Origin of the sequence: Ideonella sp. (genome assembly GCF_041914305.1) — a bacterium.
GTDB lineage: Bacteria > Pseudomonadota > Gammaproteobacteria > Burkholderiales > Burkholderiaceae_C > Ideonella.
The window spans coordinates 1-17,107 of the sequence record NZ_JAYSDQ010000032.1 but is presented as its reverse complement, the minus strand read 5'-3'; the positions used below and the strand labels follow the sequence as shown (position 1 = coordinate 17,107).

The 17,107-nt window shown below is 68.0% G+C and carries 14 protein-coding genes; all 14 read left to right on the top strand.

All coding sequences use genetic code 11. The features are described from left to right. The first annotated feature begins 9 nt into the window (after positions 1-9). The gene (gene leuB / locus ACE3SG_RS28085; RefSeq protein ID WP_374569570.1) at positions 10-1,113 is read left to right on the top strand and encodes a 3-isopropylmalate dehydrogenase; all 1,104 of its coding nucleotides are present in this window, start codon (positions 10-12) and stop codon (positions 1,111-1,113) included. A gap of 104 nt (positions 1,114-1,217) precedes the next feature. Continuing rightward, the gene (gene asd, locus ACE3SG_RS28080) at positions 1,218-2,351 is read left to right on the top strand and encodes an aspartate-semialdehyde dehydrogenase (protein ID WP_374569569.1); all 1,134 of its coding nucleotides are present in this window, start codon (positions 1,218-1,220) and stop codon (positions 2,349-2,351) included. Positions 2,352-2,618: 267 nt separating this feature from the next. Then, a complete protein-coding gene (locus tag ACE3SG_RS28075) occupies positions 2,619-5,276 on the top strand; it encodes a FimV/HubP family polar landmark protein (RefSeq protein ID WP_374569568.1) in 2,658 nt (885 codons plus the stop codon). A 104-nt stretch (positions 5,277-5,380) separates the two neighbouring features. Then, positions 5,381-6,166, top strand: coding sequence for a tRNA pseudouridine(38-40) synthase TruA (gene truA, locus ACE3SG_RS28070; RefSeq protein WP_374569590.1), 786 nt, complete (start codon positions 5,381-5,383; stop codon positions 6,164-6,166). 13 nt (positions 6,167-6,179) lie between these two features. After that, entirely contained in the window at positions 6,180-6,815 is a 636-nt protein-coding gene (locus ACE3SG_RS28065; protein ID WP_374569567.1) for a phosphoribosylanthranilate isomerase, read from the top strand. A 50-nt stretch (positions 6,816-6,865) separates the two neighbouring features. Beyond that, on the top strand, positions 6,866-8,122 hold the full coding sequence (gene trpB, locus ACE3SG_RS28060) for a tryptophan synthase subunit beta (RefSeq protein WP_374569589.1): 1,257 nt from the start codon (positions 6,866-6,868) through the stop codon (positions 8,120-8,122). Next, positions 8,119-8,943, top strand: coding sequence for a tryptophan synthase subunit alpha (trpA, locus tag ACE3SG_RS28055; protein ID WP_374569566.1), 825 nt, complete (start codon positions 8,119-8,121; stop codon positions 8,941-8,943). Before trpB ends, trpA begins: the two co-directional genes overlap by 4 nt. 47 nt (positions 8,944-8,990) lie before the next feature. Then, on the top strand, positions 8,991-9,863 hold the full coding sequence (accD, locus tag ACE3SG_RS28050; protein ID WP_329722518.1) for an acetyl-CoA carboxylase, carboxyltransferase subunit beta: 873 nt from the start codon (positions 8,991-8,993) through the stop codon (positions 9,861-9,863). Positions 9,864-10,073: 210 nt separating this feature from the next. Then, a complete protein-coding gene (gene folC, locus ACE3SG_RS28045) occupies positions 10,074-11,357 on the top strand; it encodes a bifunctional tetrahydrofolate synthase/dihydrofolate synthase (protein ID WP_374569565.1) in 1,284 nt (427 codons plus the stop codon). Positions 11,358-11,457: 100 nt separating this feature from the next. Beyond that, positions 11,458-12,234 carry an SPOR domain-containing protein gene (locus tag ACE3SG_RS28040; RefSeq protein WP_374569564.1) on the top strand — a complete coding sequence of 259 codons (777 nt, stop codon included), beginning with the start codon at positions 11,458-11,460 and terminating at the stop codon, positions 12,232-12,234. 5 nt (positions 12,235-12,239) lie between these two features. Then, positions 12,240-12,746, top strand: coding sequence for a CvpA family protein (locus ACE3SG_RS28035; RefSeq protein WP_374569563.1), 507 nt, complete (start codon positions 12,240-12,242; stop codon positions 12,744-12,746). A 56-nt stretch (positions 12,747-12,802) separates the two neighbouring features. Next, complete coding sequence (gene purF / locus ACE3SG_RS28030; protein ID WP_374569562.1) at positions 12,803-14,326, top strand: amidophosphoribosyltransferase; 1,524 nt, start codon at positions 12,803-12,805, stop codon at positions 14,324-14,326. Continuing rightward, positions 14,326-15,564 carry an O-succinylhomoserine sulfhydrylase gene (locus ACE3SG_RS28025; RefSeq protein ID WP_374569561.1) on the top strand — a complete coding sequence of 413 codons (1,239 nt, stop codon included), beginning with the start codon at positions 14,326-14,328 and terminating at the stop codon, positions 15,562-15,564. The genes purF and ACE3SG_RS28025 overlap by 1 nt, the downstream gene beginning before the upstream one ends. Positions 15,565-15,568: 4 nt before the next feature. Further along, complete coding sequence (gltX, locus tag ACE3SG_RS28020) at positions 15,569-16,960, top strand: glutamate--tRNA ligase (protein WP_374569560.1); 1,392 nt, start codon at positions 15,569-15,571, stop codon at positions 16,958-16,960. Positions 16,961-17,107: the final 147 nt, after the last annotated feature.

Sequence of the window (17,107 nt, the reverse complement as noted above, 5' to 3'; positions counted from 1 at the left end):
GTTCTGAGCATGAAAATCGCCATCCTGCCCGGTGACGGCATTGGCACCGAGATCGTTGCAGAAGCCGTGCGCGTGCTGAACGTGCTCGACCTGCCGTTCGAGATGGAAGAGGCCAAGGTCGGCGGTGCCGCCTACGAGGCCCATGGCCACCCGCTGCCCGAGGCGACGCTGAAGCTGGCGCAGGCGGCCGACGCGGTGCTGTTCGGTGCTGTTGGCGACTGGAAATACGACACGCTGGAGCGCTCGCTGCGCCCCGAGCAGGCCATCCTCGGCCTGCGCAAGCACCTGGGCCTGTTCGCCAACTTCCGCCCGGCCATCTGCTACGAGCAGCTGACGCACGCGTCGAGCCTGAAGCCCGAGTTGGTGGCGGGGCTGGACATCCTGCTGATCCGCGAGCTGACCGGCGACATCTACTTCGGCCAGCCGCGCGGCCGCCGCACGGCGGTGGACGGGCATTTCCCCGGTGCCGAAGAAGCCTTCGACACGATGCGCTACAGCCGGCCCGAGATCGAGCGCATCGCCCACGTCGCGTTCCAGGCCGCGCGCAAGCGCAGCAAGCGCGTGACCAGCGTTGACAAGGCCAACGTGCTGGAGACCTTCCAGTTCTGGAAAGACATCGTCACCGAGGTCTCGGCCCAGTACCCGGACGTGGCGCTGGACCACATGTACGTCGACAACGCCGCGATGCAACTGGTTAAGGCGCCGAAGAAATTCGACGTCATCGTCACCGGCAACATGTTCGGCGACATCCTGTCGGACGAGGCCGCGATGCTGACCGGCTCGATCGGCATGCTGCCCTCGGCCTCGCTGAACGCGAAGAACCAGGGCCTGTACGAACCCAGCCACGGCAGCGCGCCGGACATCGCCGGTAAGGGAATTGCAAACCCTCTGGCTACAATATTGTCTGCCGCCATGATGCTCCGTTTCTCACTCCAACAGCCCGAGGCTGCCGACCGTATCGAGTCGGCCGTCCGTTCGGTGCTGGCTTCGGGCTACCGCACGCCCGACATCTGGAGCGAGGGCACCCAGAAGGTGGGCACGCGCGAGATGGGCGATGCGGTCGTGGCCGCCATCACTGGCAAAACCACGATCAAAACCATTACCAAGAGCTAGCAAGCTCCGTCTCGTTTCGCCCCTGTGACCCAGACCCCGGCGATGCGAGCCGGGGAACCTGGAACCTCACGGACTCTCACTCACAGGCAAAGGCGAAACTGAAAATGGCACAGGCACTCGTAGGGCTGGTTGGATGGCGGGGCATGGTCGGCTCCGTGCTGATGGACCGCATGGTCGCGGAGCGCGACTTTGATCTGATCGAACCGCTGTTCTTCTCCACCTCGAACAAGGGCGGCGCGGCCCCGTCGATGGCGAAGAACGAGACCAAGCTGCAGGACGCGTTCGACATCGACGCGCTCAAGCGCTGCGACATCGTCATCACCGCCCAGGGCGGCGACTACACCAACGAAGTCTTCCCGAAGCTGCGCGCAGCCGGCTGGAACGGCCACTGGATCGACGCGGCCTCGTCGCTGCGCATGAAGGACGACGCGGTCATCGTGCTCGACCCGGTCAACATGCCGGTGATCAAGAACGCGGTGGCCAAGGGCCAGAAGGACTGGATCGGCGGCAACTGCACGGTGAGCTGCATGCTGATGGGCGTGGGCGCGCTGTACAAGGCCGGCCTGGTCGAGTGGATGAGCACCCAGACCTACCAGGCGGCCTCGGGCGGCGGTGCCCAGCACATGCGCGAGCTGCTGACCCAGTACGGCACGCTGTACGGTGAGGTCAAGGCCCTGCTGGACGACCCGAAGAGCGCGATCCTCGAGATCGACCGCAAGGTCATCGCCAAGCAGCGCAGCCTGTCAGCCGAAGAGACGGCCAACTTCGGCGTGCCGCTGGGTGGCTCGCTCATCCCCTGGATCGACCGCGACCTGGGCGACGGCCAGTCGAAGGAAGAGTGGAAGGGCATGGCCGAGACCAACAAGATCCTCGGCCAGGGCGAAGGCTTCGGCAGCCCGGCGGTGCCGGTGGACGGCTTTTGCGTGCGCGTCGGTGCGATGCGCTGCCACAGCCAGGCGCTGACCTTCAAGCTGAAGAAAAACGTGCCGCTGGCCGACATCGAAGCGATGATCGCCGCCGACAACGAATGGGTGAAAGTCGTGCCCAACACCCGCGAAGCGACGATCCGCGACCTGACGCCGGTGGCCGTGACCGGCACGATGACGATCCCCGTGGGCCGCCTGCGCAAGCTGGCGATGGGGCCGGACTACCTGGGCGCCTTCACGATCGGCGACCAGCTCTTGTGGGGCGCCGCCGAGCCGCTGCGCCGCATGCTGCGCATCTTGCTGGCTGCCTGAGTAAGCGCAAACCTCAGGGTTTGTACCGTTCGCCACGTTGCCCATGGGCAACAGCGGCTTACAAGCAGGCTCGGTGAAAACGCGAAAACTTCTGGATGTTAGGTTTTGGATGAGCTTGTAAGCCTATATGCTTGATGCTATGGTGTTTTCTCGTATTCGGGCCGGTTGACGCCGGAAACTGCTTTGGAGAGAACGGTCGTTGACGGCGGGCCTGTGCGCAGGCTCGCCGATGGCGTTTCGGGAGACGCTTTGAAGAACCCTTCATTCATGGCCAAAGGCGCATCGCTCACCACCCTCGCAACCGCGGCTCTGCTGCTGTTGCACTCGGGTGGCGCATCGGCGTTGTCGCTGGGCCGCTTGACCGTTCAGTCGGCTCTTGGCGAGGCACTGCGCGCTGAGATCGACATCACGAACATGAGCCCGGACGAGGCCGCATCGCTGCGGACCACGCTGGCCTCGCCTGAGGCGTTCCGCGCCGCAGGGGTCGATTTCAACCCGGTGTTGACGGGGGCCCAGCTGTCGCTGGCGCGGCGCCCGGACGGCCGGGCCTACATCCGCGTCACCGGCGAGCGCTCGGTGTCCGAGCCGTTTGTCGATGTGATCATCGACTTCGCCTGGTCCAGCGGCCGACTGCAACGTGCCTACACGCTGCTGATCGACCCGCCGGTCACCAAACCGGCTGCGCCGCCGCCTGCCGCGGCGACCACCGCGCCGGCGATGTCGGCCGCGCCGGTGCAGACCACCCCAGTGGCGCCACCGGCCGCTTCACCGCGTGCCAGTCGGCCGGCGGCCCCGTCGCCCGCGCCCAAGTCGGTTGCGCCGCCACCGCCTTCGCCGCCGTCCGCGTCGGCCACCGACAGCGGCGCCGACAGCTACAAGGTCCGCGCTGGCGACACCTTGTCGTCGATCGCATCGGCGCACCCGCGCAGCGGCGTGTCGCTCGACCAGATGCTGGTGTCGCTGTACCGCGGCAACCCGCAGGCCTTCATCGACAGCAACATGAACCGGCTCAAGTCCGGCGTGGTGCTGAGCGTGCCCGATGCGTCTGCCGCGAAGGACGTGACGCCCGACGAGGCCAAGAAGGTCATCCAGGCCCACAGCGCCGACTTCGCGACCTTCCGCCAGCGCCTGGCCGGCGCCGCGCCGATGGTCAAGGGCAGCGAGCCCGAGCGCCAGGCCACCGGCCAGGTGCAGGCTGCGGTCAAAGACCGCAAGACCGACAACTCCGCCATCTCTCCGGACAAGCTGACGCTGTCGCAAGGCAGCGCCAAGTCGGGTGCCGAAGCCAAGGTCTCGAAAGAATCCGAGCGCAAGGCTGCCGAAACCCGCGTGGCCGAGCTGTCGCGCAACGTGCAAGAGTTGAAGCAGCTGTCCGACGCGACCAAGGCCGCGTCCAAGCCCGCCGCCCCGGCGCCGGCCGTGGCCGCTGCGCCCACCACGACGCCGGCCAAGCCGGGCTTGCCGATCGCGGCCGCGCCGACGCCGGTGCCCGTGCCGACCAAGCCGGTGGCGCCCCCGCCGCCTGCACCGCCGCCCCCCGCGCCGGCCCCGGCCAAGGCCGTCGCGCCGCCGCCGCCGGCTCCGCCCCCTCCGGCGCCCGCGCCTGCGGCCTCTGTGCCCTCCTTGTCGGCGTCCGCCCCCGGCGAGATGCCGGCGGCTTCCGTGCCGGCCGCCCCGCCGGTGCGCGCTTCGGCGCCGGCACCGCGCAAGCGCGTGGCCCCGCCGCCGCCGGCGCCCGAACCGAGCTTCTTCGAGTCGCTCACCGGCAACCCCTGGGTGCTGCCGGGTGCCGCAGGCCTCGTCGCACTGCTGGCCGGCCTGGGCGTGATGCGCTTGCGCCGCCGCCAGCAAGACGGTGCCGCCGAAACGTCGTTCATCGAAAGCAAGCTGCAGCCGGATTCGTTCTTCGGTGTCAGCGGTGGCCAGCGTGTCGACACGCGTGATGGCGCCAACAGCAGCTCGTCGTTGAGCTACTCGCTGAGCCAGCTCGACGCGATCGGTGACGTGGACCCGGTGGCCGAGGCCGACGTTTACCTGGCCTATGGCCGCGACCTGCAGGCCGAAGAGATCCTGAAGGAAGCGCTGCGCAGCGACCCGGGCCGCGTGGCCATTCGCAGCAAGCTGCTCGAGGTGTATGCCAAGCGTGCCGATGTGAAGGCCTTCGACGCCCAGGCGCGTCAGATGCTGGAACAGACGGGTGGTGTCGGCGAAGAATGGGAAAAGGCGATCGAGCTGGGTCACAGCATCGACCCGGCGAACCCGCTGTATGGCGGCGCTGGCGCGGTGATGGCGGTCGACATCGACACCTCCACCGAGCCGCCGCCCGACCTGCGCGAAGACTATCGCCCGGCACGGGTGGAAGACGAGTCGCCGGTCGAGAAGACCCAGCCGTTCGTCGGCGAGGTGCTGCTCGACACGGCGCCTGGCAACCTCGACATCGACCTCGGCGCACCGTCGTCGCTGGCCGGCGTCGAGCCGACCCGGCCGCTCGAGACCGCTTCGGGCATGCTCGACAGCCGCCCGGGCGACCTGCGGGGTGACCTGCGTTCGCCGCCGCCCAAGCAGCCGGCCCCCAAGGCCCCGCTGGAGCCGGAAGACAGCATTCTCGATCTGCCGATGATCGACATGCCTGAAGGCGAGACCGACGGCGACAGCATCCAGCCCACCTCGCCATCCTCGTTCGATTTCGGCGAGCTGTCGCTCGACCTGGGCGAAACCAAGGAAGAGGAAAGCACGGTGCGTGGTGCGCTGCAGACCGAAGAGATCGACGAGTCGGACCCGCTGGCCCGCAAGCTGGAACTCGCTGACGAGTTCCGCCGCATCGGCGACATGGAAGGCGCGCGCGACCTGCTCGAAGAGGTCGTCGGCAAGGCCGATGGCGCCCTGCGCTCGCGTGCCCAGGCGATGCTCGACGAACTGGAGTGAGCGCCAGCGGCCGGGCCCCTGGGGCCACCGCTCGCGCAGGCCTGCCGATCGAGGCGGGCGAGGGGCCCGTCGAGGGCCCCTCGCTTTTGGGCCCGGGCTTGGCGCTGCGCCGCCAGGCGCTGGGCGTGGCCTACCGAGGTGACCACTACCACGGCTGGCAAAGCCAGCCCAGTGGCCGCACCGTGCAGGACAAGCTCGAAGCGGCGCTGAGCGAGTTCGCGGCGATGCCGGTCGGCACGCTGTGCGCCGGCCGCACCGACACCGGTGTGCACGGCCTCAACCAGGTCGTGCACTTCGATTCCCCGCTCGACCGGCCCGAGTTCTCGTGGATCCGTGGCACCAACCGCTACCTGCCCAAGGACATTGCGGTCCAGTGGTGCAAGCCCGTGCCGTCGCACTTCCACGCCCGCAACAGCGCGCGCGGTCGACGCTACCGCTATCTGCTGCTCGAGTCCGCCGTGCGCCCGGCGATCGAACTGGGCGGCTGCGGCTGGGTCTTTCGCCCGCTCGACGGTGACGCGATGCGCGCTGCCGCCGCGCTACTGATCGGCGAGCACGATTTCAGCTCGTTCCGCTCGTCCGATTGCCAGGCGTTGTCGCCGGTGAAGCAGGTGCGGCGCATCGACATTCACCGCCACGGCGCCTACTGGCGGTTCGACTTCGAGGCCAGTGCGTTCCTGCACCACATGGTGCGCAACATCATGGGCTGCCTGGTGGCGGTGGGGCAGGGCAGCCGCGCGCCCGGCTGGATGGCCGAGGTGCTGGCCGCCCGCAGCCGCGACGCGGCCGCGCCGACCTTTGCCCCCGAAGGGCTGTATTTCGTCGGGCCGGTCTACGATGCCGAGCTGGGGCTGCCCGATTCGACGGCGGCGATGGACTGGCTCCCTTGAGCCCGACGCAACGATGACCCACCGGACGCGAATCAAGATCTGTGGCCTGACCCGCGACGGCGATGTCGACGACGCCGTGGAAGCCGGCGCCGACGCGATCGGCTTCGTGCTTTACGCCAAGAGCCCGCGCCACGTTGATGCCGCTCACGCCCGCGAGCTGGCGCGCCGCCTGCCGCCCTTCGTGACGCCGGTGCTGTTGTTCGTCAACGCCACGCCGGCCGAGATCGTCGCCGCAGTGCAGGCCGTGCCGAACGCGCTGCTGCAGTTCCACGGCGACGAGACACCCGGCCAGTGCGCCGCACCGGGCCGGCCCTACCTGCGCGCGGCCCGCATGGCGCCGGGTTTCGATTTGCTAGACTTGGCCTCCCGCCACCCAGAGGCCGCCGGCCTCTTGCTCGACGCCTATGTCGAGGGCTATGGCGGTGGTGGAAAGGCGTTCGATTGGTCTCTCATTCCCGCCAACGTCCCCTGTCCGGTCGTTTTGTCTGGTGGGTTGAATCCTGCAAGCGTGATCGATGGGGTGCTTCGCGTCCGGCCCTGGGCCGTTGACGTGAGCTCCGGCGTGGAGAGCGCAAAAGGCGTCAAGGACGCCGCGCTGATGCGCCGGTTCTGCGAGGCGGTGCGCGAAGCCGACAGTCGCCTGACTTGAACGCCGCGCCGCTCGCCGCCTCAGGCATCCTGAACAGCGAGATTTCCATCATGCCAAGTTACCAGCAGCCCGATGTGTCGGGCCATTTCGGCCCCTATGGCGGCAGCTTTGTGTCAGAGACACTCGTCCACGCGCTGGACGAGCTGAAAGCCGCCTACGCGCACTACCGCGGCGATCCGGCCTTCATCGCCGAGTTCAAGCGCGAGCTGAAGCACTTCGTCGGCAGGCCCAGCCCGGTCTACCACGCCGACCGGCTGAGCAATGAGATCGGCGGCGCCCAGATCTACCTGAAGCGCGAAGACCTCAACCACACCGGCGCGCACAAGGTCAACAACACCATCGGCCAAGCCCTGCTCGCCAAGCGTATGGGCAAGCCGCGCGTGATCGCCGAAACCGGCGCCGGCCAGCACGGCGTGGCCACCGCCACCATCTGCGCCCGCTACGGCCTCGAATGCGTGGTCTACATGGGCTCGGAAGACGTCAAGCGCCAAAGCCCCAACGTCTACCGCATGCACCTGCTCGGCGCGAAGGTGGTGCCGGTCGAATCGGGCAGCAAGACGCTGAAAGATGCGCTGAACGAAGCGCTGCGCGACTGGGTCACCAACGTCGAGAACACCTTCTACATCATCGGCACCGTGGCCGGCCCGCACCCCTACCCGATGATGGTGCGCGACTTCCAGCGCGTGATCGGCGACGAATGCACCGCGCAGATGCCCGAGATGATCGGCCGCCCGGGCGCGCAGCCCGATGCGGTGATCGCCTGCGTCGGCGGCGGCAGCAACGCGATGGGCATCTTCTACCCCTACATTCCGCACGAAGGCGTGCGCCTGATCGGTGTCGAAGCGGCCGGGTTGGGCCTGGACACCGGCAAGCACGCCGCGAGCCTGAGCGCCGGCTCACCCGGTGTGTTGCACGGCAACCGCACCTACCTGCTGCAAGACGACAACGGCCAGATCACCGAGACGCACTCGATCTCGGCCGGCCTGGACTACCCCGGCGTCGGCCCCGAGCACGCCTACCTCAAGGACATCGGCCGCGCCGAATACGTCGGCATCACTGACGACGAAGCGCTGGCCGCCTTCCACCGCCTGTGCCGCACCGAAGGCATCATCCCAGCGCTCGAGTCGAGCCACGCGGTGGCCTATGCGATGAAGCTCGCCGCGACGATGAAGCCCGACCAGCACCTGCTGGTCAACCTGTCGGGCCGTGGGGACAAGGACATCGGCACGGTGGCCGACCTGTCCGGCGCAGAGTTCTATTGCCGCCCGTCATGCAAGGGCCAGACGGTGAAGGGAGGTGTGCGATGAGCCCGACCCAGAGCCGAATTGCCACCACCTTCGACGCGCTGAAGCGCGACGGCCGCAAGGCGCTGATCCCCTACGTGACGGCCGGCGACCCGTTCGCCGACGCCACGGTCGACATCATGCTGGCGCTGGCCGATGGTGGCGCCGACGTGATCGAGTTGGGTGTGCCGTTCTCTGACCCGATGGCCGATGGCCCGGTGATCCAGAAGGCCTCCGAACGGGCGCTGGCCAAAGGCATCGGCATGTCGCAGGTGCTGGACATGGTGCGAGGCTTCCGGGCCCGCAACACCACCACGCCGGTCGTGCTGATGGGCTACGCCAACCCGGTCGAGCGCTACGACCAGCGCCACGGCCCCAACGCCTTTGTCAAGGCGGCGGCCGAGGCCGGTGTCGACGGGGTGCTGATCGTCGACTACCCACCCGAGGAGTGCGGCGAATTCGCCGCCACCCTGAAGGCCCATGGGCTGGACCTGATCTTCCTGCTGGCACCCACCAGCACCGAGGCGCGCATGGCGCAGGTGGGGGCGCTGGCCAGCGGCTACGTCTACTACGTGTCGCTCAAGGGCGTGACCGGGGCCGGGCACCTGGACACCGCCGCGGTGGCCGAGGCCGTGCCGCGCATCCGCCGCCATGTGAAGGTGCCGGTCGGCGTGGGCTTCGGCATCCGCGACGCCACGTCTGCGCAGGCCGTGGGTCGGGTGTCCGACGGGGTCGTGATCGGCTCCCGGCTGATACAAATCCTCGAAAACGAAACGCGCGACAATGCCGGTTCGGCGGCGCGCCGCTTCATCAGCGAGATCCGTGCCGCGCTCGATGCCTTGTGACCCATCGCATCGGCTGATGTTCTGACGACGAGAAGGAGCCTTGATCCATGAGCTGGCTTGAAAAACTGCTGCCCCCGAAAATTCAGCAGACCGACCCGAGCGAACGCCGCTCGGTGCCGGAGGGGCTGTGGATCAAGTGCCCTTCGTGCGAGTCGGTGCTGTACAAGACCGACCTGGAGCAGAACATCAATGTCTGCCCCAAGTGCGATCACCACCACCGCATCGGCGCGCGGGATCGCCTGAACGCCTTCCTCGATCCCGAAGGCCGCTACGAGATCGGCCACGAGGTGCTGCCGATCGACCCGCTGAAGTTCAAGGACAGCAAGAAGTACCCCGAGCGGCTGAAGGGCGCGCTCGAGACCACCGGCGAAACCGACGCGCTGGTCGTGATCGGCGGTGCGGTGATGAGCGTGCCGGCGGTGGCGGCCTGCTTCGAGTTCGACTTCATGGGCGGCTCGATGGGCTCGGTGGTCGGCGAGCGCTTCGTGCGCGGGGTCGAAGCCGCGATCGAGCAGAAGGTGCCGTTCATCTGCTTCACCGCTACCGGTGGCGCGCGCATGCAAGAAGGCTTGTTCAGCCTGTTCCAGATGGCCAAGACCAACGCCGCGTTGACCTACCTGGCCAAGGCGCGCCTGCCCTACATCAGCGTGCTGACCGACCCGACGATGGGCGGCGTGTCGGCCAGTTTCGCCTTCGTGGGCGATGTCGTGATCGCCGAGCCGAAGGCCTTGGTCGGCTTTGCCGGCCAGCGTGTGATCAAGAACACCGTGCGCGAAGAACTGCCCGAGGGCTTCCAGCGCGCCGAGTTCCTGATGCAAAAGGGCGCGATCGACATGATCGTCGACCGTCGCCAGCTGCGGCCGATGATTGCGCGCCAGCTCGCGATGCTGCAGCGACAAAACGCTGACGCGGTCGCTTAGGCCCCCACGCCCCCTCCGGGACGCTACCTTGCAGGCCGCGCCGAGCCAGAGGCTCGGCCCCTCGGTAGGCACGAACAGTCCTCAGGACTGTTCATGTCCGACCTCGGCCCCCCGAGGGGCTCGCGCAGTGGACCGGCAAAGCCGGCTCCGCGCACGCCACTTGAAGCGCGGCGTCGCCAGAAGGCGCGCCGCTCTTAGACGGACCGCACCATGAAGACGCTTACCGAGTGGCTGGTCCACAGCGAAAGCCTGCACCCGAAGACGATGGACCTGTCGCTCGAGCGCGTGCAGCAGGTGCGTGACGCGATGGGCCTGACGTTCTCGGTGCCGGTCATCACCGTGGCGGGCACCAACGGCAAGGGCTCGACCTGCTCGTTGATCGAGTCGATCGCGCGTGCGGCCGGTTACCGCGTTGGCCTGTACATCAAGCCGCACCTGGTTCATTTCGAAGAGCGCTGCCGCGTCAACGGTGTGCCGGTGAGTGCGGACTCGCTCTGCGAAGACTTCGAGGTGGTCGAGCGGGCGCGCGGCGACGTCGCCTTGACGACCTTCGAGTTCAGCACGCTGGCGATCATGCAGCGCTTGGCGCGCGAGCCGCTGGACCTGGTGATCCTCGAAGTGGGGCTGGGCGGTCGCTATGACGCGGTCAATGCGATCGACCCCGACTGCGCGGTGATCACCAGCATCGACCTCGACCACACCGAGTTCCTGGGCCCCGACCGCGAAAGCATCGGGCGCGAGAAAGCCGGCATCCTGCGCACCGGGCGGCCGGGCATCGTGTCCGACCCGATGCCGCCGCAGAGCGTTCTCGACACGGCCCTGGAAGTGGGCGCCGACCTGTGGCTGAACGGCCGCGACTTCAACCACCAGGGCGATCGCCAGCAATGGGCCTGGAGCGGCCGTGGCCGCCGCTACCACGCGCTGGCCTACCCCGCGCTGCGCGGCGCCAACCAGCTGCTGAACGCGTCGGGCGCGATCGCGGCGCTGGAGTCGCTGCGCGAGCGCCTGCCGAGCACCGCCCAGGCCGTGCGCCTCGGCCTGGCGAGCGTCGATCTTCAAGGCCGGTTCCAGATCGTGCCTGGCCAGCCCGCGCTGGTGCTGGACGTGGCGCACAACCCGCAAGCGGTGTCTGCGCTGGCCCTGAACCTGGACCAGATGGGCTTCTTCCCGCGCACGCTGGCGGTGTTCGGCGCGATGCGCGACAAAGACCTGGCCGGCGTGATGGCGCGCATCGCGCCCTTGGTCGACCACTGGCATCTGACCGACCTGCCGCTGCCGCGCGCCGCCACGGCCGACGAGCTGGCAGCGCAGCTGCGCACGGTGCAGGGCGACAAGGCCTCGTGCAGTACCCACGCATCGCCCTCGGACGCGCTCGCCGCGGCCCTGGCTGGGGCAAACCCCACTGATAGAATCGTGGTCTTCGGCTCGTTCTATACCGTGGGCGGCGTGCTGAAGCAAGGCTTGCCCCGGCTGAGCGCGCCGCACCAAGCCTGAAACCGGTGTTGATGGCCCGCAAGGGCCGGCTTGGTTGACGCGCCAAGCGCCCGACGGGTGCCTTCCCGACCGCCCCGGTCGCCACTCGCCGCCGCCACGCATGGGTCTGCTGTCGAAATTCAAATCCAGCTCCAAGGACGCTCGCGCTGGCGCGTCGTCCACCGCCGATGCAAATGAAATCGTGCGCGATGCGCGCGCCAAGGCCCGCCGCCGCCTGATCGGCGCCGCGTTGCTGCTGGGCGTGGGCATCATCGGCTTCCCGCTGCTGTTCGAGACCCAGCCTCGGCCGATCGCGGTCGACATCCCGATCGAGATCCCGTCGCGCGAGAACGCGCCCGCGCTGGTGCCGCCGCCTTCGCGGCCCGCCCGCAGCCAGCCGGTGGCCAGGCCGCCGGTCGAGCCGCTGCCCGCGTCGACCGTGTCGACTGCCCCGGCGCCCGACAGCACGCCGAAACCGGCGCTCGCCCCCGAGCCCAAGCCGGTGGCCACGCCCAAACCCCCCGAGCCCAAGCCGGACGCCAAGCCCGCGGCCAAGCCGCCGGAGCCACCGAAACCCGAGCCCAAGCCCGAGCCGAAGCCGGCCACCAAGCCGGCCGAAGCGCCCAAGCCCACCGAGGCTGCCCGGAACGGCGACGCCAAGGACGACGAGGGTCGCTACGTCGTGCAGATCGGCGCCTTCGCCGAGGTGGCCAGCGCGCGGGAGGCTCGGATGAAGGTCGAGGGCCTGGGCCTGAAGACCTACACGCAGGTGATCGAGTCCGATTCGGGCCGGCGCATCCGCGTGCGTGTCGGCCCCTATGCCACCAAGGCCGAGGCCGACAAGGCCGCGGCGAAGATCAAGTCCAGCGGTCTGCAGGCCGCGGTGTTGAAGCTCTGACGGCCATGGTCGCGGGCTTCAGCTGGGTCGATTGGGCGCTGGCCATCGTGCTGGTGCTGTCGGTCACGATCGGCCTGTGGCGCGGGCTGGTCTACGAGCTGCTGGCGCTGGTCGGCTGGGTGGTCGCCTTTGCCGTGGCCAAGTGGTACGGCGCCAGCACGGCGCAATGGCTGCCAGTGGGCGCGGCCGGCAGTTCGCTGCGCCTGGTGCTGGCCTATGCCGCGACCTTCTTCGCCGTGCTGATCGCGTGGACCTTGATGGCCAAGCTGGTGCGCATGATGATCTCGGCCACGCCCTTGACCGTGCTCGACCGGGCGCTGGGGGCGGGCTTCGGCCTGGCGCGTGGCGTGTTGATCCTGTTGACGGTGGCGATGGTCGTGCCGCTGATCCCGCCGGCGTCGAATTCGGCGGCCTGGAAAGGCTCGGTCGGGGCCGCTTGGCTGGCCGCGATGCTGCATGACCTGAAACCGCTGTGGCCCGCGCGCGAGCGGGCCGCCACGCGAGACGCCTGAGCCCGCGCCCCGCGACCACGATATTTCTCATCTTCTAGATACGAACGGACCTCCCCATGTGCGGCATCGTAGGCGTGATCTCCAAACAGCCGGTCAACCAGCTGATCTATGACGCCCTGCTGCTGTTGCAGCACCGCGGCCAGGACGCCGCAGGCATCGTCACGATGCTGGGCACCAAGTGCTTCATGCACAAGGCCCGCGGCATGGTGAAAGACGTGTTCCGCACCCGCAACATGCGCGCGTTGCCGGGCACGGTGGGCCTGGGCCAGGTGCGCTACCCGACGGCCGGCAACGCCTACAGCGAAGAAGAGGCCCAGCCCTTCTATGTCAACGCGCCGTTCGGCATCGTGCTGGTTCACAACGGCAACCTGACCAACGCCCATGCGCTGAAAGACGAGCTGTTCGACATCGACCGCCGCCACATCAACACCGAGAGCGACACCGAGGTGCTGATCAACGTGCTGGCGCACGAGCTCGAGCGCGCCGGCCGCGACCTGGCGCTGACGCCCGAGCTGGTGTTCAAGGCCGTCAGCGCCGTGCACAAGCGCATCAAGGGCTCGTATGCGGTGGTGGCGCTGATCGCGGGTTATGGCCTGCTGGCCTTCCGCGACCCGTTCGGCATTCGCCCGCTGTGCTACGGCACGCTGGCCACGGCCGACGGCCAGGAGGTGATGGTCGCCAGCGAATCGGTGGCGCTCGAAGGCACTGGCCACCAGTTCGTGCGCGACGTGGCGCCCGGCGAGGCGATCTTCATCGACCTGGAGGGCCAGGTGCATGCCCAGCAATGCGCAGAATCGCCGACGCTGAACCCCTGCATGTTCGAGTTCGTCTACCTCGCGCGGCCCGACTCGGTGATGGACGGCATCTCGGTCTACCAGGCGCGCCTGAACATGGGCGAGACGCTGGCGCAGCGCGTGATCTCGACCATGCCGCCGTCGCAGATCGATGTCGTGATCCCGATCCCCGAGTCGAGCCGCCCGAGTGCGATGCAGCTGGCGCAGAAGATCGGCAAGCCCTACCGCGAAGGCTTCGTGAAGAACCGCTACGTGGGCCGCACCTTCATCATGCCGGGCCAGGCGGTGCGCAAGAAGAGCGTGCGCCAGAAGCTCAACGCGATCGGCGTCGAGTTCAAGGGCCGCAACGTGCTGCTGGTCGACGATTCGATCGTGCGCGGCACGACCAGCAAAGAAATCGTGCAGATGGCCCGCGAGGCTGGTGCCAACAAGGTCTACATGGCCTCGGCGGCGCCGCCGGTGCGCTTTCCCAACGTCTACGGCATCGACATGCCGACCAAGGAAGAGCTGATCGCGCACAACCGGTCGATGGAAGAGATCCGCCAGTTCATCGGCGCCGACGCGTTGATCTACCAAGACGTGGACGCGATGAAACGCGTTGTCGGTGCTCTGAACAAGAACCTGGCGGGGTTCGAAGCATCGTGCTTCGACGGCGTCTACATCACCGGCGACGTCTCGGCCGCCGATTTCGATGCGATGCAGGCGCAGCGTGCGTCGCAACCCGACGACGAAGATGCCCCCGAGCGCAGCCGCCTGGCGCTGCAAAGCGGTGAAGGGAACTCCTGATGGCTCAAGGCAAGAAACGACTGCCACGCGTCGAACTGCCCGCCGATGCGCGGTTGGCCACGCTGGCACTGCGCGAGGGCCTGCCGCCTTCGCAATGGGGCGAGAACTCCGAGGCGCTGTTCCTGACCAGCAGCTTCGTCCACCCCGACGCGGCCACCGCGGCGCGGCGCTTCGCGGACGAAGAAGAGTCGTTCACCTACAGCCGCTTTTCGAACCCGACAGTGACGATGATGGAGCGCCGGCTCGCCGCGCTCGAAGGCACCAGCGGCTGCATCGGCACGGCCAGCGGCATGTCGGCCATCCTGCTGCTGGTGATGGGGCTGCTGAAGGCCGGCGACCACGTGATCTGCTCGCAGAGCGTGTTCGGCTCGACGATCAAGCTGCTGCAAGACATCATGGGCCGCTTCGGGCTCGAGGCCACGTTCGTCTCGCAGACCAATGTCGATGAATGGCGCGCGGCGCTCAAGCCCAACACCAAGCTGCTGTTCGCCGAATCGCCGACGAACCCGTTGACCGAGATTTGCGACATCGCCGCGCTGGCCGACATCGCCCATCGCGCCGGTGCCTGGCTGGCGGTCGACAACTGCTTCTGCTCGCCCGCGCTGCAGCAGCCGGTCAAGTTCGGCGCCGACTTCATCATCCACTCCGGCACCAAGTACCTGGACGGCCAGGGCCGCGTGATCGCCGGCGCCGTCTGCGGCCCCGAAGACCTGCTGCAAGGCAAGCTGGTGCCGGTGCTGCGCTCGGCCGGCATGACGCTGTCACCGTTCAACGCCTGGGTCGTGCTGAAGGGCATGGAGACGCTGGCCATCCGCATGAAGGCGCAAAGCGACAACGCGCTGGCGCTGGCGCAATGGTTGGCCACCCAGCCGGCCATCGGCCGTGTCTACTACCCGGGCCTCGAGTCGCACCCGCAGCATGCGCTGGCGATGGCGCAGCAATCGGGCAGCGGCGCGGCGGTGGTGTCGTTCGACGTGACCGGCGAGGGCGCCCAGGCGCTGCGCGAGCGCGCGTTCTCGTTGATGGACGCCACGACGGTCTGTTCGCTCACCACCAACCTGGGTGACACCAAGACCACCATCAGCCACCCGGCGACCACCTCGCATGGGCGCCTGACCGAAGCGCAGCGCCAGGCCGCCGGCATCGGCCAGGGCCTGATCCGCGTGGCGGTGGGCCTGGACCACATCGACGACTTGAAGGCCGACCTGCAACGCGGCCTGGCCACACTCTCCACCTGACTTCATGACCGCTGTTCGCACCCGCATCGCCCCGTCGCCCACCGGCTTTTTGCACCTGGGCACCGCCCGCACCGCGCTGTACTCGTGGGCCTATGCGCGCCACCACGGCGGCCAGTTCGTGCTGCGCATCGAAGACACCGACGTCGCGCGCTCGACACAGGATTCGGTCGACCAGATCATCGCGTCGATGAACTGGCTGGGCCTGGACTACGACGAAGGCCCGATCTACCAGATGCAGCGGCTGGACCGCTACCACGCGGTCGTCGAGCAGATGATCGCGGCCGGCACGGCCTACCGCTGCTACTGCACGCCCGAAGAGCTGGAGGCGATGAAGGCCGGCCAGGAGGCGCGAGGCGAGAAGCGCCGCTACGACGGCACCTGGCGGCCGGCGCCTGGCAAGGTGCTGCCGCCGGTGCCCGAGGGCGTGAAGCCGGCGGTGCGCTTCTGCAACCCGCCCGATGGCGACGTGACCTGGGACGACCTCGTCAAGGGCCCGATCACGATCAACAACCGCGAGATCGACGACCTGATCATCCAGCGGCCCGATGGTGTGCCGACCTACAACTTCGCGGTCGTGGTCGACGACTGGGACATGGGCATCACGCATGTCTTCCGCGGTGACGAACACGTCAACAACACGCCGTGGCAGATCAACATCTTCAAGGCGCTCGGCGCGCCGCTGCCACTGTTCGGCCACTGCCCGGTGATCCTGGGTGACGACGGCCAGAAGCTGTCCAAGCGCCGCGGCGCCGTCAGCGTGACCGCCTACGAAGAGAACGGCTACCTGCCCGAGGCGATGCTGAACTACCTCGCGCGCCTGGGCTGGAGCCATGGCGACGACGAGCTGTTCACGCGCGAACAACTGGTGAGCTGGTTCGACGGCACGCACATGAACAAGAGCCCCGCGCAGTGGGATGCGGCCAAGCTCGCGTGGGTCAATGCGCAGTACATCAAGCGGGCCGACGACGCGCGTTTGGCCGCGCTGGTGGCGGCGCAATTGGGCCGCCGTGGCATCGCCGTCGGCGACCAGTCGGTGCTGGTGCCGATGTGCGCATTGTTCAAGGACCGCTGCAGCACCACGGTGGAGCTGGCGGACTGGCTGTCGATGTACTTCACGCCGGTCACGCCGAGTGCCGAAGACCGGGCCACCCATGTGACCGACGCCGTGAAGCCGGCGATCGCCGCGCTGGCCGAGCGCCTAGTCGCCGTGGCGTGGGACAAGGCCTCGATCCAGCAGGCGATCAAGGACACCATCGGCGCCCACCAGCTGAAGATGCCGCAACTGGCGGTTCCGCTGCGGGTGCTGGTCTGCGGCCGCGCGCAAACGCCGTCGATCGACGCGGTGTTGTCGCTGTTTGATCGCAACGATGTGCTCACCCGCTTGCGCACTGTTTAAAAAGCGGTATATACTCTTGGTCTTCGCTCAACGGCGTTACCGAACAAGCGACGCAGTTATCCACCGAAAGGTTCAGATAGCTGCCGAAGCGAAAACGGGGGTATAGCTCAGCTGGGAGAGCGCTTGCATGGCATGCAAGAGGTCAGC

Bases quoted from the DNA above. Each gene is read 5' to 3' on its own strand.
- trpB (WP_374569589.1), top strand. From the start codon at position 6,866: ATGCCAAGTTACCAGCAGCCCGATGTGTCGGGCCATTTCGGCCCCTAT.
- asd (WP_374569569.1), top strand. From the start codon at position 1,218: ATGGCACAGGCACTCGTAGGGCTGGTTGGATGGCGGGGCATGGTCGGC.
- ACE3SG_RS28040 (WP_374569564.1), top strand. From the start codon at position 11,458: ATGGGTCTGCTGTCGAAATTCAAATCCAGCTCCAAGGACGCTCGCGCT.
- ACE3SG_RS28065 (WP_374569567.1), top strand. From the start codon at position 6,180: ATGACCCACCGGACGCGAATCAAGATCTGTGGCCTGACCCGCGACGGC.
- ACE3SG_RS28075 (WP_374569568.1), top strand. From the start codon at position 2,619: ATGGCCAAAGGCGCATCGCTCACCACCCTCGCAACCGCGGCTCTGCTG.
- leuB (WP_374569570.1), top strand. From the start codon at position 10: ATGAAAATCGCCATCCTGCCCGGTGACGGCATTGGCACCGAGATCGTT.
- ACE3SG_RS28035 (WP_374569563.1), top strand. From the start codon at position 12,240: ATGGTCGCGGGCTTCAGCTGGGTCGATTGGGCGCTGGCCATCGTGCTG.
- ACE3SG_RS28025 (WP_374569561.1), top strand. From the start codon at position 14,326: ATGGCTCAAGGCAAGAAACGACTGCCACGCGTCGAACTGCCCGCCGAT.
- accD (WP_329722518.1), top strand. From the start codon at position 8,991: ATGAGCTGGCTTGAAAAACTGCTGCCCCCGAAAATTCAGCAGACCGAC.
- purF (WP_374569562.1), top strand. From the start codon at position 12,803: ATGTGCGGCATCGTAGGCGTGATCTCCAAACAGCCGGTCAACCAGCTG.
- trpA (WP_374569566.1), top strand. From the start codon at position 8,119: ATGAGCCCGACCCAGAGCCGAATTGCCACCACCTTCGACGCGCTGAAG.
- folC (WP_374569565.1), top strand. From the start codon at position 10,074: ATGAAGACGCTTACCGAGTGGCTGGTCCACAGCGAAAGCCTGCACCCG.
- gltX (WP_374569560.1), top strand. From the start codon at position 15,569: ATGACCGCTGTTCGCACCCGCATCGCCCCGTCGCCCACCGGCTTTTTG.